This window comes from Paraburkholderia sp. BR10141, from assembly GCF_056155635.1.
The window spans coordinates 31,233-45,950 of sequence record NZ_JBMIQH010000001.1 but is presented as its reverse complement, the minus strand read 5'-3'; the positions used below and the strand labels follow the sequence as shown (position 1 = coordinate 45,950).

Genomic DNA, 14,718 nt, shown 5'->3' with positions numbered 1-14,718 from the left:
TCGTTCTGGTGCGTCTAGTCGACGGAACGCGCGAATGCGCGGCCATGCTTTCATTACGGCAAGCTTTCATGAAACTTTATGAAAGAAATGAAACGTTTTTGAAAAGTGCGCGATCGGCATTGCGGCGGCAGCCAGCCGCCCGCCTCAGACGGGCTCGGGGAAGCCCGAGCGGCCTTGCGTGAGATCGGTGAGCGTGGTGCGCGCGGCGTCCACGGCGGTGGCGGGCAACTGGATGGTGAGGCGGACCGTCATGGTGTACTGGCTTTCCACGAGCGTGAACTGCTCCTGGTCGATCCAGTGGCGCACGCGGGTTTCGTCGGGATAGCCGAGTTCGACGGTGAGGCGCGCCTGCGCAATGCGCTCGACGCGCTCGGCCCCCTGCAGGGCGCTGGCAATGGCGTCGGTATAGGCGCGCACGAGGCCGCCCGCGCCGAGCTTCACGCCGCCGTAATAGCGCACCACGGCGGCGAGTACGCCGTCCAGGTCGTGATGGCGCAGCACTTCGAGGATCGGGCGGCCGGCGGTGCCGGAGGGTTCGCCATCGTCGGACATGCCGGACTGGCCGCCCGCAAGCAGCGCCCAGCAAACGTGCGTGGCGGTGGGGTGTTCGTCGCGCAGACGGCGGATTTCGGCCATGGCCGCTTCGCGGTCGGCAACGGGAATGGCGTGCGCGATGAAGCGGCTCTTGCGGACATCGAGTGCCGCGGTGACGGGATGGGCGAGGGTGAAAGTTGGCACAAGCGGGGTGGCACTGCTGGCGAAACCCCCATGTTAACCGATGCTCATGGGCCGGCTTTCGACGTCCGTCCCCATATCTTGCCAGTTTGCGTAATGGTTCTTTGCGCCGGATGCTAGTGACGCCCCGGCCTTCAGCCCGGATAATGCACGGCATGACGGATCTAGCTCTGGCTGGAGCGAAGCCGAACTCCTCATTCGGTGATCCGTCATCGTTCCTTCTCTCGCGGCGCCGCTGCATGTTCCGGCAGACGCGATTCTCCAAAGCACAGAAGCCAAAAAAATCCCCGGTCGGACTGTGTCACGACCGGGGGTCACAAGGCTCGCCTGTTCTCAAGAGGCAATCCCACCTTACGTCCGCAAAATTGCGGCCGCAATCGGAAAAAAAACCTGGTGCGCGTGACACCCAAAGGGCGCTAGTGTTCTCATTCGCGCGCAAAAAAATCCCGGCCATCGCTGGCCGGGCAATGAGAATACACCGTGCGCTCCGGGGAACGAAACGCCCATCAACGTTACCCGCGCGCCGTGCGGCCGGCAACACTTCCGCATTACCTGCAATTACTGACATCTGCCTTTCCGGCCGCAGCCGGCGCGCGGCACGGCAGCCCGGATACGCCGTGTGGCGGGCATCGTGCTCACATTGTTTCGCATGCCGAACGATATCCATGCGTTCGCACACGCGTGCTGAAGTAAGGCGCCGAAATGCGCCGAGGCCGGTCTCCCTTGAGGGAAGACCGGCCTCGGTGTGCCGCTTCAGGGGCCTCCAGAGAAGGCGGCCCCTGGATCACGCGCGCATCACGCGCATCAGTAACGCGGCGGGGGCGGCGGACGATGGTCGTCCTCGCGGTAGCGCGGGGGACCCGGATCGTGCGGGTGATGGTGCATCCACTCGTCGTGTTCCCAATAGCGGTGGCCGTCGTAATAACGGTTCTCGTGCCAGCCGATCGAGACGTGCGCGTCCACCGGCATCATGCGCGGTTGACCGTATTGCGGCGCCGATTCGGCACGCAGCCCATACGGTGCGGATTGAGCGAAGGCGCTCGATGCGCCCATCAATGCGCCGCCGGCGATCAGTGCTGCGGCGATGGCGCGGGCGGGGGTCTTCCAGCTCTTCGTGTTCATGAGTTACCTCCTCGTTGGTTGCGTCGTCAGTCACGCGGCATCGGGATGCCTTTGTGTTGCGACCACGGTTCAAAGCTTATCGGCCCGAAGCGGAGGAAAACGTGACCACTTGTAAGCTTTCGTTTCATACGATTCTTCATGCGAGAAAGGCTGCTTTGACAGTTCGCCCTTGATGCAGAAAGGATTAAGCGCCGCACCTGACAATCGCGACCGAGCCACAGGGGGTCGGGGTGTCAACTGACGTTACATTCAGGCCGCGCGGGCCGCCTGAATGCGTCACGTCTACCGGCCAGCAGGCCCCGATGTCGTTCTTACCGAGGTGTTTTCGGCGCGGGTGTTGCACCAGCCACGTCGATCGCGCTTTGCGAACCTAGTTGCGCGCGCAACTCATATTTCTGGATCTTGCCCGTGGCCGTGCGCGGCAGTTCGCCGAATCGCACGGCGCGTGGCACCTTGAAGTGCGCGAGAAAGAGCCGGCAGTGCGCGATGATTTCCTCGGCCGTGGCGCTCGCGCCGGGCCGCAGTTCGACGAACGCGCAAGGCACTTCGCCCCACTTCGGATCGGGCATCGCCACGACGGCGGCGAGCGCGACGGCCGGATGGCGATACAGCGTGTCTTCCACCTCGATGCTCGAAATATTCTCGCCGCCGGAGATGATGATGTCCTTGCTGCGGTCGGTAATGCGCACGTAGCCGTCGGGCGTCATCACGCCGAGGTCGCCCGTATGGAACCAGCCGCCGCGGAACGCCTCTTCCGTCGCGCGCTCGTTTTTCAAATAGCCCTTCATGCAGATGTTGCCGCGGAACATGATCTCGCCGAGCGTTTCTCCGTCGGCGGGAACGGGCTCCATCGTCTGCGCATTGCGCACGCTGACGCCGCTTTGGAGGTGATAGCGCACGCCCTGGCGTGCGGCGAGGCGCGCCTGCTCCTCGTCGGGCAGCGTCTGCCAGCCCGCCTGTACCGCGCATACGGCAGCGGGGCCGTACACCTCGGTCAGACCATAGACATGCGTGAGTTCGATGCCGATCGCCTTCATCTTCGCGATCACGGCCGGCGCGGGCGGCGCGCCCGCCACCATCGTGCACACCGTGTGAGCGATGCCTTCGCGGTACTCTGCGGGTGCGTCGGCGAGCGCGCCCTGCACGATGGGCGCGCCGCAATAGTGCGTGACGCGCTCGCTGCGAATGAGGTCGAACACGAGCTTCGCGTCGAACTTGCGCAGGCACACGTTCACGCCCGCGCGCGCGGCGACGGTCCACGCAAAGCACCAGCCGTTGCAATGAAAGAGCGGCAGCGTCCAGAGATACACGGCGTGCTTGGGCATGTCCCATTCGAGGATATTGCTCACCGCGTTGAGATATGCGCCGCGATGGTGATAGACCACGCCCTTGGGGTCGCCCGTCGTGCCCGACGTGTAGTTCAGCGCAATGGCGTCCCATTCGTTGCGCGGCGGCTCCCAGGCGAACTCGGGATCGCCTTGCTCGAGGAACGCCTCGTAGTCGGTGGCGCGCGGGAAGTACTCGGGGTCCGCGGGCGCGATGTCGGCCATGCTGATGATCCTGAGGTTGGGGAATTCGAGCGCCGCGCGCTGCGCGAGCGCCGCGAATTCGGTATCGACGATCAACGCCTTCGCATCGCCATGGCGCAGCATGAACAGCATGGTTGCGACATCGAGTCGCGTGTTGAGCGTGTTGAGCACCGCGCCGAGCATGGGCACGCCGAAGTGCGCCTCGACCATCGCGGGGATGTTGGGCAGCAGCACCGCCACGGTGTCGCCGCGGCCGATGCCCGCCTGCCCGAGCGCGCTTGCGAGTCGCCGCGTGCGCGCATAGGTTTCGCGCCAGTTGCGGCGGACGTCGCCGTGGACCACAGCCAGGCGCTCGCCATAGACCTCGGCGGCGCGGGCGATGAAATCGACCGGCGTGAGCGGCACATAATTGGCTTCGCGTTGCGCGAGCCCTTCTTCGTAGGGGTGCAACATGGCGGTGTCTCCGAACGGTTATTGGTGTGTCGATAGGATTCGCGCTACCGTAGCAGGGCCGCGCACGCCAGTCTGTCACCGGCGCGACAGAGCGGGCCGCGACGCACGGTCCGCCCGACAAGATCGACCCAAAGATTGACCTAACCCAGGAAAGCGCGATGTCGCAATCCATTATGCCCCCGGACGGGACACCGGCCGCCCGCGATTCTTGGCGCGAAGGCGAGCGCATCGACGCCGCCAACGCCGCGCGTCTTGCCTCGCTGTTCGAGCGCTACGCGTGGTTCCGCGGGCTCGCGCCCGAGCATCGCGAATGGGTGCTGGCGTCGTCGCATGCGCAGGGCTATGCCGCGGGCGCGATCGTCGCCGCGCGCGAAGCGCCCTCCGACTGGTGGCTCGGCGTGAGTTCCGGCCTCGTGAAGCTGGCGATCTTCAATGCATCGGGGCGCGGCTGCACGTTTTCGGGCGTGCCGCACGGCGGCTGGTTCGGCGAGGGCAGCGTGATCAAGCGCGAGCCGCGCAAGTATGACGTGATCGCGCTGCAGCCGTCGCTCGTCATGGCCGTCGCCACCGAGACGTTCCACCGGCTCATGGATTGCAGCCTGCCGTTCAGCCGCTTCGTGATCCATCAGCTCAACAACCGCATGGGCGAGTTCATCGCGTTGATCCAGAACAGCCGCTTGCTCGACGTCGATGCGCGCGTCGCGCAGTCGCTCGCGCAGATGTTCAATCCCGATCTTTATCCCGAGACGGGGCGGGCGCTCGACATCTCGCAGGAGGAGATCGGCATGCTGGCGGGCGCGTCGCGTCAACGGATCAATCAGGCCCTGCAGACGCTCGAGCGCCAGGGGCTCGTCGCGCTCTCGTATAACCGTGTGGACGTGCTCGATCTCGACGGGCTGCGCGCATTTGGCCGCGATCAGATCTGAGGACCGCAGAACTCCTTATCAATCTTGCGAGGAATGGAAGACTCTCTCCCTCGCTAGCCGGTTTTTGTGCGTGGCCGCGCTGCGTAGACTTTGCTCATCGAATTCATACGGAGAGCATGGTGAGAAACGCAATGCTGCGCGCGGCGCTGGTGTCGATGATGGCGATCGTTCCGGCGGTCTCGTTCGGTCAATCCACCGGCACGCACAACGGTCCGGTGACGCGGGCCCAGGTGCTGCAGGAATTGGTCGATCTGGAGTCGGTGGGCTACAACCCGGCTTCGGCGAACGATGCCACGTATCCGGAAGATGTGCAGAGCGCCATGCGCCGGCTCGCCGAAAAGCGCGCCAACGAAGCGCGTCTGGCGCAGGAGCAGGTCGCGCAATCGGGTTACGGCGCGCCGCCCGCACCCAATGCAGAAGCGGGGGCGCCCGCCGTGTCGGGCAGCGAGCCGCCGCCCGCGTATCGCCACCATTGATTGCGGCGCTAACCGCGCCCTGAGCCGGCCCGGGTGCCGCTGGCACCCTTGGCGCTCTCGGGGCCGGCCGCGACATCGGGCGGCACGCCGAGCAACTGGAGTGTGCCGGCCGTCACACCCGAAAATACCGGCCCCGCAACCGTGCCGCCATAAAATGCCTTGCCCGCCGGATCGTCGATCATGACCGCGACGATCACGCGCGGCGCGCTCATCGGCGCCATGCCGACGAACAGCGCCCGATAGCGGTTCTTCGCATAGCCCGCGCCGATCTGCTTGCGCGCTGTGCCGGTCTTGCCGCCCACCCGATAGCCTTCCACATTCGCGGCGCGCCCCGTGCCGCCGTCGCTCGTCGCCATCTCCAGCATCTTGCGCATGGCGGCGGCCGTGGCCGGCGTCGTGACCGCGCGCGCCGCCGACGCGGAGGCACCGCCCGCGCCGGCCGGCGCTTCGCGCAGGAGGGCGGCCGGATGCAGCGTGCCGTCGCCGGCGTAGGCCGTGTAGATCTGCGCCATCTGCAATAGCGATGTAGACAGGCCGTAGCCATATGCCATCGTCGCCTGCTCGATGGGGCGCCAGCGCGCCCACGGCCGCACGCGGCCCGGCGCCGCGCCCGGGAACGTGACGCCGGGCCGCTGCCCGAGCCCGTACTCCTGATACTTGTCCCAGATCGTTTGCGCGGGAAGGTTCAGCGCGAGCTTGGCGAGCGCGATGTTGCTCGACTTCTGGATCGCCTCCGCCACAGTCATGCGGCCATGATTCGAGGTGTCGTGAATCGTCGCGGGGCCGATGCGGTACGTGCCCGGCGAGGTGTCGATGAGCGTGTTCGCGTTGACCTTGTGCAGGTCCATCGCCAGCGAAACGACCACGGGCTTGATGGTCGAGCCGGGCTCGAACGTGTCGACCACGGCGCGGTTGCGCAGCTGCTTGCCCGTGAGCCGCGCGCGGTCGTTCGGATCGAACGACGGCCAGTTCGCGAGCGCGAGGATTTCGCCGTTCTGCGCGTCGAGCACGACGACGCTGCCCGCTTCCGCATGATTCTTCGCCACGGCCGCCTTGAGCTGCGTGTACGCGAGCTGCTGCACGCGGCGGTCGATGGTGAGCTGCACGGTGTCGCCGTTGCGCGGCTGCACGCGCTCGCTCGGCTCCGAAACGACGCGCCCGAGCCGGTCGCGGATCACCTCGCGCTGGCCCGGCGTGCCGCGCAGGCGTGCGTTCGCGGCGAGTTCCACGCCTTCCTGGCCGGCGTCTTCGATGTCGGTGAAGCCCACCACGTGCGCCGCCGATTCACCTTCGGGGTAATAGCGCTTCGAGTCGGCGATCAGGGTGATGCCGCCCATGCCCATCTCGTCGATGTGCGCGGCGGTGTCGGCGTCCACCTGGCGCTTGAGCAGCACGAAGGAGCGGTCGCCGGCAACGCGCCGGTCCAGTTCCGCGAGCGGCATGTCGAGCAGGCGCGCGAGCGGCGCGTGCGCGGCGGCATCGAGAAGCCGCGGATTCACCCAGACTTCGAAAGTCGCAAGGCTCACGGCCAGCAGCGCGCCGTTGCGGTCGACGATGCGCCCGCGCATCGCGTCGAGCTCCAGCGTGCGCTGGTAGCGCTTTTGGCCCTGCTTCACGTAAAAGCCGTGATTGGCGACCTGAATCCAGAACGCGCGCCCGGCCAGCGCTGCAAAGGCCGCGAAGGTGATGAACACGATGAACTTCGAGCGCCACGCGGGCAGGCGCGGCGCAAGCATCGGGTGACGGGTCGCGGTGGCGTGCGGGTCGCGCGGCGGTTTCCTGGAACGGATCATCGGCAAGGCGGGGTGGAAGGCAGAATGACATTGTAAACATGATGTAATTGAATTGAAATGATGGGTGCGCACGGCCGCGAGGCAATTGGGCGCGCGAGCGGTGCAGGGGAGCGGGGGAGGCGCAAAGCGAACCGGGCCGCGAATGCGGCCCGGCGGGTAGGGATGCGTACCGGCGGCGAACCGGCGGCGAGCCGGCGTGGCGACAGCGTTACGCGTGCGCGGGCAAGCGGAAGCTCGCGATCGACTCGCGCAGCACGCTCACCTGATCCTTGAGCGAATGGGCGGCGGCTGCCGCCTGTTCCACGAGCGCCGCGTTTTGCTGCGTCACCTGATCCATCTCGCCCACGGCGCGGTTGACCTGCTCGATGCCGGCGCTCTGCTCGCGCGAAGCGTTGCTGATCTCTTCGAGGATCTCGTGCACGCGTCGCACCGACTGCACGATCTCGGTCATCGTCGCGCCTGCGTTGGTCACGAGATGCTGACCTTCGGTCACGGTGCCGGTCGACTTTTCGATCAGCGCCTTGATCTCCTTGGCAGCGGTGGCGGAGCGCTGCGCGAGGCTGCGCACTTCGGCGGCCACCACCGCGAAGCCGCGGCCTTGTTCGCCCGCGCGCGCCGCTTCCACAGCGGCGTTCAGGGCGAGGATGTTGGTCTGAAACGCAATGCCGTCGATCACGCCGATGATGTCGCCGATCTGCTGCGAGCTCGTCGTGATGTCGCCCATCGTGCGCACGACGTCGTCGACTACGGCGCTGCCTCGCGTCGCGACGTCGGCGGCCTGGCTCGCGAGCGACGCCGCATGCTGGGCGCTATCCGCGTTCTGGCGCACGTTCGCCGTCATCTGATCCATGCTCGACGCGGTCTGCACGAGCGCCGCCGCCTGTTCCTCGGTGCGTTGCGAGAGATCCGTGTTGCCAGCCGCAATCTCGTTCGCGCCCACGTTGATGTTTTCGGCGCCGCTGCGCACGCGCGAGACGGTTTGCACGAGCGCCGTCTGCATCGTCGCGAGCGCGCGCATCAGGCTGGTCTCGTTCGTGCCCTGCACCTGCAGGCGCAAGGTGAGGTCGCCCTCGGCGATGCGATTGGCCGCGTCCACCGCGCCTTCCAGTTCGCCGCCGATGCTGCTGCGCACGCTGCGCACCACGAGCACCATCACGGCCGTGGCGGCCCCGCCCAGCAGGAAGGTCACGGCGAGCCAGCGCAGCAGGCTGTCGTAGAACTCGGCGCGCACGTCGTCCATGTACATGCCCGTCACGATCACCCAGTCCCACGGCACGAAGCGGCGTCCGAAGCTCAGCTTGGGAACGGGCTCGCTGTGGCCGGGCTTGGCCCAGAGGTAGTCGAGGAAGCCGCCGTTCGGGCCGCTCGCGGCGTTCACGAGCCCGGTGAACACATGGGTGCCCGCGGGGTCGGTGAAGTCGCTCAGGTTCTTGCCGTCGAGCTCGGGCTTGATCGGATGCATCAGCATGACCGACTGCGAGTTGTTGATGCTCAGATAGCCGTCGGTGCTGTAGCGGATCGAGCCGATTACGGTCAGCGCCTGCTTCTGGGCGTCGGCTTCGGGCATGACGTTGCGCTGCGAGAGCCCGTAGTAGTGGTTAGCGATGCTCGTCGCTTCGTCGACGAGCGTGGTGAGCTGCGCGCGCCGCTCGCGGATCATCGCTTCGCGGCTTTGCCAGGCGCCAAAGGCGACGATCAACAGCAGGCCGATCCAGAGGATCGCGATCATCGAGCGGAGCTTTTTGTTGAGGGTCATGTTCTGCATGGTCGGTCGGATATTTCACAGGGCAGGAGCGGTGCGACTGGCGATGCGTTGCCGCCAGACTGTGTTTACGGCCCACGCAAACGTGCGCGAGACCCAGGGGGAACCCTGCTTAGGCAGCTTTTTCTTCATACAAATCAAAGTCCTTGATCTGGCGCATATGACGCGCTGCTGAAACGCCTGCGAACGCGCCGACAAAAGCCACAAATTTCACAGCAACTCCATGATTTGCCACTCTTTGCAGGGATCGACTGCGGATAGGAATCATTTCCGATATAGTCGCGACTTTGCCCCCGGCCAGCCTGATTTCGAGGCTTGCGATCAAGCCGGGATGAAGGACCTTTACCAACGATGCGACGCACACGGCGCAGCCCCGCTGCGGCCCGCATGACGTCCACTGGAGCAACAAGAATGAACGCACGCGAACCCGCCCTGGTCCCCGCCGCTCTTGCCACATCGCGCAGCGCGCGGCTGCGCCAGATGCTGACCAGCAACGAACTCGAATTCCTGATGGAAGCGCACAACGGCCTTTCCGCACGCATCGCGCGCGAGGCGGGCTTCAAGGCGATCTGGGGCTCGGGCCTCTCGATCTCCGCGCAGTTCGGCGTGCGCGACAACAACGAGGCGAGCTGGACCCAGGTGGTCGACAACCTCGAGTTCATGGCCGACGCGAGCGACCTGCCCATCCTGCTCGACGGCGACACCGGCTACGGCAACTTCAACAACGTGCGCCGTCTCGTGCGCAAGCTGGAGCAGCGCGGCATTGCGGGCGTGTGCATCGAAGACAAGGTGTTCCCGAAGACCAACAGTTTCATCGGCGGCGAAGCGCAACCGCTTGCCGACATCGACGAGTTCTGCGGCAAGATCAAGGCCGGCAAGGATTCGCAGACCGACGAGCACTTTTCGATCGTCGCGCGCGTCGAGGCGCTGATCGCGGGCTGGGGCATGGACGAAGCGCTCAAGCGAGCCGAAGCGTATCGCCAGGCCGGCGCAGACGCGATCCTCATCCACAGCAAGCTTTCGAAAGCTGACGAGATCCTCACGTTCGCGCGCGAGTGGGCGGGCCGCGGCCCGCTCGTGATCGTGCCGACCAAGTACTACAGCACGCCGACCGAGGTGTTCCGCAAGGCGGGCATCAGCACGGTGATCTGGGCGAACCACCAGATCCGCGCGGCCGTTTCGGCCATGCAGGCCGTCACCAAAACGATTTACGACACGCAAACGCTCGTCGATGTCGAAGACCGCATTGCTACGGTCAACGAAATTTTCCGCTTGCAGGACGCCGACGAATACTCGGAAGCCGAAGACCGCTACCTTAGCGCCACGTCGCGCGGCGCGGGCTCGGCGATCGTGCTGGCCGCGAGCCGCGGCTCGGGTCTCGACGCCTACACGGAAGACAAGCCCAAGGTCATGCTGCCGGTCGCGGGCAAGCCGCTCCTGCGCTGGCTCGTCGACGCGTTCAAGAAGCAGTCGGTCAACGACATCACCGTGGTGGGCGGCTACAAGGCCGAAGCCATCGACACGGCGGGCATCAAGCTCGTGCGCAACGAGCGATTCGCGCAGACGAACGAACTCGCTTCGCTCGCGTGCGCGGTCGGCGCGCTCGACAACGACACGGTGATCTCGTACGGCGACCTCGTGTTCCGCAGCTACATCCTGCGCGATCTGGTGGAAAGCGAAGCAGACTTCAGCGTGGTGGTGGACTCGTCGCCCGAGTCGGAGAACAGCAGCACGCGCGACTTCGCATGGTGCTCGGCCGCCGACGAGCGCGATCTGTTCGGCAGCAAGGTGATCCTCGAGCGTGTGGCGAGCGACCCGGCCGCGAACGGCGCGGCCCCGCACGGCCGCTGGATCGGCCTCGTGAACGTGCGCGGCGCGGGCCGTGCGAAGCTCGCGAAGAAGCTCGCGCAGCTGCAGACGCGCGCCGACTTCGACACGCTCGACATGCCGGCGCTGCTCAACGCACTGATCGCAGACGGCGAGAAAATCGAAGTGCAGTACGTGCACGGCCACTGGCGCGGCGTGAACGACCTCGAAGACTTCCGCCGCGCGGGAGATTTCGCTCAGGGCGTCTATACGCACGCGCAAACGCCGCTGGGCGCGGAGGGCCAGGCATGATCGAAGCCGCACAATTCGTCGAAGCGGCGCGCTCGCGCGGCTTCGAGTGGTACGCCGGCGTGCCGTGCTCGTACCTCACGCCGTTCATCAACTACGTGCTGCAGGACGACTCGCTGCACTACGTGAGCGCGGCCAACGAAGGCGACGCGGTTGCGGTCATCGCGGGCGTCGCGCTCGCGGGCAAGCGCGGCATCACGATGATGCAGAACTCGGGCCTCGGCAACGCCGTGAGCCCGCTCACTTCGCTGACATGGACGTTCCGTCTGCCGCAACTGCTGATCGTGACGTGGCGCGGCCAGCCGGGCGTGCCCGACGAGCCGCAGCACGCGCTGATGGGCCCGGTTACGCCGCAGATGCTCGAAACGATGGAAATTCCGTGGGAGACGTTCCCCACGGAAGCCGACCAGATTGCGGCGGCGCTCGATCGCGCCATCAAGCACATGGACGCAACGGGCCGCCCGTACGCGCTCGTCATGCAGAAGGGCAGCGTGGCGCCGTACGAACTCGAGGGCGGCGGCGCGATGCCGGCGAAGCACGCGCTGCCGGTCGCGCAGGTCAAATGGACCGGGCGGACGCCTGATCAACTGCCCACGCGCCAGCAGGCGCTCGAGCGCGTGATCGCGGCGACGCCTGCCGAGTCGACGGTGGTCGTCGCCTCGACGGGTTTCTGCGGCCGCGAACTCTACGCACTCGACGACCGCTCGAACCAGCTCTACATGGTGGGCTCGATGGGCTGCGTCACGCCGTTCGCGCTCGGTCTCGCGCTTGCGCGGCCCGACCTCAACGTGGTCGCGCTCGACGGCGACGGCGCGGCGCTCATGCGCATGGGCGTTTTCGCCACGCTCGGCGCCTATGGCCCCGCGAACCTCACGCACGTGCTGCTCGACAACGGCGTGCACGATTCGACGGGTGGCCAGGCCACCGTGTCGGCGCAGGTGTCGTTCGCGAACGTTGCCGCCGCGTGCGGTTACGCCGACGCCGTGGAAGGCGACGATCTCGCCATGCTCGACAGCGTGCTCACCGCCGCGCGCGAACGTGCGAAGAGCGCTTCGGGTGTCGAAGGCACGCGCTTCGTACGCCTGACGATTCGCCGCGGTACGCCCGATGGCCTGCCGCGCCCCACGATCACGCCGCCCGATGTCAAGACGCGCCTCATGCGCCACATCGGCGCCGCCGTCGTCACGTCCGCTGAATAAGGAACTACCATGCTGCTGCTCAATCCCGGCCCGGTCACGCTCACCGAACGCGTGCGTCAGAGCCTCCTCCAGGAAGACCTGTGCCATCGCGAAAGCGAGTTCTTCGACGTGCAGGAAGAGGCGCGCACGCGTCTCGTGGGCGTCTACGATCTCGACCCCGCGCAATGGCAGGCCGTGCTCATGACGGGCTCCGGCACGGCTGCGGTCGAAAGCATGATCTCGACGCTCGTGCCCGCGAACGGCAAGCTGCTGATTGTCGAGAACGGTGTGTATGGCGAGCGCATCACCGCGATCGCGAAGCAGTATGGCATCGCGCATGAAGTGGTTAAGCACGACTGGATGCAGGCGCCGGATCTCGCGCGCATCACGGCCGCGCTCGACGCCGACAAGTCGGTCACGCACGTCGCGATCATTCATCACGAAACGACCACGGGCCGCCTGAACGATCTGCGCGCACTGGGCGAAGCGTGTTGCGCGCGCGGCGTGCAGATGCTCGTGGACGGCGTGAGCAGCTTCGGTTCCGAAGCGATCGATTTCGGCGACGCGAGCATCGCGGCGGTGGCGGCCACGGCGAACAAGTGCCTGCACGGCGTGCCGGGCGCGGCCTTCGTCGTCGCGCGGCGCGGCGCGCTCGCGCAAGCGCATAGCCGCACGTACTATCTCGATCTCAAGCGTCTTGCCACGCTGCAGGACCAGCGCAATACGCCGTTCACGCCTTCGGTGCACGCGTACTACGCGCTCGTCGAGGCGCTGCGCGAACTCGCTGACGAAGGCGGCTGGCAGTCGCGTCACGCGCGCTATGCGGCGCTTTCCGAGCAGGTGCGCGCGGGGCTCGCTGCGCGCGGCATGGAAAGCGTGCTGCCGAAGGACGAATCGTCGGTGGTGCTGCGCGCGTTCCGCTTGCCCGCGGGCGTCGATTATCCCGCGCTACATGACGCGCTCAAGGCGCGCGGTTTCGTGATCTATGCGGGGCAGGGCGGCTTGTCGGCGGAACTGTTCCGCATCTCGACGATGGGCGACATTCACGCCGCCGATGTCGAGCGCTTGCTGGCCGCGTTCGATGAAGTGACGCGTTGAGGGCGTAGTTCGCAAGCGACTAACGGGCGGCTTCGGCCGCCCGTTTGCTTTTTTGGTCGAGCTTCAATATCCCGTGACTACCGCAAGCGCAAGGGTCGCAGAAGACAGCACGAGCAGCACGAGAAAGAGCGGCAGAATGAAGCGTATCCACTCGCCGAAGCCCACGCGCGCCGTGGCGAGATACGCGAGCAGCATGCCGGAGGTGGGCGTGACCATGTTCGTGAGGCCGCCGCCCAGCACGAATGCGAGCACCGAGGTCTGCCCGCTCACGCCCGAAAGCTGTGCGATAGGCCCGATGATCGGCATGCTCACCGCGGCCTTGCCCGACACCGAGGGAATGAACACGTCGAGCAGCATCTGCACGGCCATGAGTCCGTTGGCGACCCAGACGCTCGAGCGTCCGTGCGCGAGGCGCGTGAAGTAGTCGATCAGCGTGTCGAGCACGAAGCTGTTCTGGAGGATCAATTCGACCGATGCCGCAAGCCCGATCAGGAGACCCGCGAGCACCATGCCCTTCATGCCGTCGACGAAGGCCTCGGACGCGCTGCGCGAATCGAGCCGCCCGACGAGCGCTGTCACGATGCTGATCGCCACATAGAATGCGGAAAGCTCGACGTTGCCCCAGTTCAGTTCGCGCGTGCCGAACACGAGTGCAGCGGCCGCAAAAGCGAGGATGACGAGCGTCGCCTTGTGGCGGCGCGAGAGCGGCGTAGGCGCATGCAGCGCCTCGACGGCGGCCTCGCGCCGATAGCCGCTGCGACGCACATAGAGCAGCAGATACGCGACGCCGATCGTCAGAAACACCACGAACACGCCGAGCCGCAGCGCCAGCCCGCTGAAGAGCGGCACGCCGACGATAGGCTGCGCCACCGCGAGAGAAAGCGGATTCGTAACCGACGCGATATAGCCGATCTTCGCCGCGATCGCGACGAGCGCCACTGCGAACAGATTCGAGAGGCCCAGCCGCTTCGCGAGCAGCATCACCATCGGGATGATGACCAGGTACTCCGAAATGAATCCGAGCATGGTGCTGCCAAGCCCGATCAGGATCATGAGCAGCGGCGCGAGCACGTAGACGTTGCCGGCGGTGAGCTGGAGCAGGCGGTCGATGCCGGTGTCCACTACGCCCGTGCGTTTCATGACGCCGAACATGCCGCCCACGAACATCACCATGACGATGAGCGGCGCGTTCTTGATGAGCCCGTTCGGGATGGCGACGAACACGGAGACGAGGCTCGCGGGCGCCGCATGATCCAGCGTGCTCTTTGTCACTGACGGCGCGACGAGCGTGGCGAGATCGCTGCTTTTCGGCACCACGTGGTAGGTGCCCGGAATCACCAGCTTGTCGTGGCGCTCGAAACGGCCCGCGTCGACGAACCAGGTCATCGCCAATGCGGCGGCGAGTACCCAGAGCATCATGACGACAGGGTGCAGCATCTTGCCGTGCGGCCTGGTTTCCGGTTTTGCGTCTTCGGTGGGCGTCGTGTCTTCGCGCGGGGAAGAGGGCGGAGCGGCGATCATGATAAGGATT

General features: G+C 66.1%; 11 protein-coding genes. 5 read left to right on the top strand and 6 right to left on the bottom strand.

Annotated elements, in window-relative coordinates; all coding sequences use genetic code 11:
* Positions 1-144: 144 nt before the first annotated feature.
* The 3 genes from ACOJB8_RS00215 to ACOJB8_RS00205 form a co-directional block, all read right to left on the bottom strand.
* Positions 145-738: an IMPACT family protein gene (locus ACOJB8_RS00215; protein WP_069261771.1), complete on the bottom strand. Its 594-nt coding sequence runs from the start codon at positions 736-738 to the stop codon at positions 145-147.
* Between the two features lie 801 nt (positions 739-1,539).
* The gene (locus ACOJB8_RS00210; protein WP_342946693.1) at positions 1,540-1,857 is read right to left on the bottom strand and encodes a hypothetical protein; all 318 of its coding nucleotides are present in this window, start codon (positions 1,855-1,857) and stop codon (positions 1,540-1,542) included.
* Positions 1,858-2,168: 311 nt separating this feature from the next.
* Complete coding sequence (locus ACOJB8_RS00205) at positions 2,169-3,839, bottom strand: acyl-CoA synthetase (RefSeq protein ID WP_342946692.1); 1,671 nt, start codon at positions 3,837-3,839, stop codon at positions 2,169-2,171.
* A 158-nt stretch (positions 3,840-3,997) separates the two neighbouring features.
* On the opposite strand from ACOJB8_RS00205, the gene ACOJB8_RS00200 reads away from it, so the two are divergent.
* Both ACOJB8_RS00200 and ACOJB8_RS00195 read left to right on the top strand, forming a co-directional pair.
* Entirely contained in the window at positions 3,998-4,765 is a 768-nt protein-coding gene (locus ACOJB8_RS00200; RefSeq protein ID WP_428995937.1) for a Crp/Fnr family transcriptional regulator, read from the top strand.
* A gap of 116 nt (positions 4,766-4,881) precedes the next feature.
* Entirely contained in the window at positions 4,882-5,241 is a 360-nt protein-coding gene (locus tag ACOJB8_RS00195) for a DUF4148 domain-containing protein (protein ID WP_475010453.1), read from the top strand.
* A gap of 8 nt (positions 5,242-5,249) precedes the next feature.
* On the opposite strand, the gene ACOJB8_RS00190 is transcribed toward ACOJB8_RS00195, so the two are convergent.
* Both ACOJB8_RS00190 and ACOJB8_RS00185 read right to left on the bottom strand, forming a co-directional pair.
* Positions 5,250-7,034 carry a peptidoglycan D,D-transpeptidase FtsI family protein gene (locus ACOJB8_RS00190; RefSeq protein ID WP_083245006.1) on the bottom strand — a complete coding sequence of 595 codons (1,785 nt, stop codon included), beginning with the start codon at positions 7,032-7,034 and terminating at the stop codon, positions 5,250-5,252.
* A 208-nt stretch (positions 7,035-7,242) separates the two neighbouring features.
* Positions 7,243-8,790, bottom strand: coding sequence for a methyl-accepting chemotaxis protein (locus ACOJB8_RS00185; RefSeq protein ID WP_475010452.1), 1,548 nt, complete (start codon positions 8,788-8,790; stop codon positions 7,243-7,245).
* Positions 8,791-9,207: 417 nt separating this feature from the next.
* On the opposite strand from ACOJB8_RS00185, the gene aepX reads away from it, so the two are divergent.
* Genes aepX through ACOJB8_RS00170 form a run of 3 tightly spaced genes read left to right on the top strand, consistent with a single transcriptional unit; the run spans position 9,208 to position 13,187 of the window.
* On the top strand, positions 9,208-10,914 hold the full coding sequence (gene aepX, locus ACOJB8_RS00180) for a phosphoenolpyruvate mutase (protein ID WP_475010451.1): 1,707 nt from the start codon (positions 9,208-9,210) through the stop codon (positions 10,912-10,914).
* A complete protein-coding gene (aepY, locus tag ACOJB8_RS00175; protein ID WP_475010450.1) occupies positions 10,911-12,110 on the top strand; it encodes a phosphonopyruvate decarboxylase in 1,200 nt (399 codons plus the stop codon). Before aepX ends, aepY begins: the two co-directional genes overlap by 4 nt.
* Positions 12,111-12,119: 9 nt before the next feature.
* Entirely contained in the window at positions 12,120-13,187 is a 1,068-nt protein-coding gene (locus tag ACOJB8_RS00170; protein WP_475010449.1) for a 2-aminoethylphosphonate aminotransferase, read from the top strand.
* 63 nt (positions 13,188-13,250) lie between these two features.
* On the opposite strand, the gene ACOJB8_RS00165 is transcribed toward ACOJB8_RS00170, so the two are convergent.
* Positions 13,251-14,708: a YfcC family protein gene (locus ACOJB8_RS00165; RefSeq protein WP_475010448.1), complete on the bottom strand. Its 1,458-nt coding sequence runs from the start codon at positions 14,706-14,708 to the stop codon at positions 13,251-13,253.
* Positions 14,709-14,718: the final 10 nt, after the last annotated feature.

Bases quoted from the DNA above. Each gene is read 5' to 3' on its own strand.
- ACOJB8_RS00210 (WP_342946693.1), bottom strand. From the start codon at position 1,857: ATGAACACGAAGAGCTGGAAGACCCCCGCCCGCGCCATCGCCGCAGCA.
- ACOJB8_RS00205 (WP_342946692.1), bottom strand. From the start codon at position 3,839: ATGTTGCACCCCTACGAAGAAGGGCTCGCGCAACGCGAAGCCAATTAT.
- ACOJB8_RS00200 (WP_428995937.1), top strand. From the start codon at position 3,998: ATGTCGCAATCCATTATGCCCCCGGACGGGACACCGGCCGCCCGCGAT.
- ACOJB8_RS00195 (WP_475010453.1), top strand. From the start codon at position 4,882: ATGGTGAGAAACGCAATGCTGCGCGCGGCGCTGGTGTCGATGATGGCG.
- ACOJB8_RS00190 (WP_083245006.1), bottom strand. From the start codon at position 7,034: ATGATCCGTTCCAGGAAACCGCCGCGCGACCCGCACGCCACCGCGACC.
- ACOJB8_RS00185 (WP_475010452.1), bottom strand. From the start codon at position 8,790: ATGACCCTCAACAAAAAGCTCCGCTCGATGATCGCGATCCTCTGGATC.
- aepX (WP_475010451.1), top strand. From the start codon at position 9,208: ATGAACGCACGCGAACCCGCCCTGGTCCCCGCCGCTCTTGCCACATCG.
- aepY (WP_475010450.1), top strand. From the start codon at position 10,911: ATGATCGAAGCCGCACAATTCGTCGAAGCGGCGCGCTCGCGCGGCTTC.
- ACOJB8_RS00170 (WP_475010449.1), top strand. From the start codon at position 12,120: ATGCTGCTGCTCAATCCCGGCCCGGTCACGCTCACCGAACGCGTGCGT.
- ACOJB8_RS00165 (WP_475010448.1), bottom strand. From the start codon at position 14,708: ATGATCGCCGCTCCGCCCTCTTCCCCGCGCGAAGACACGACGCCCACC.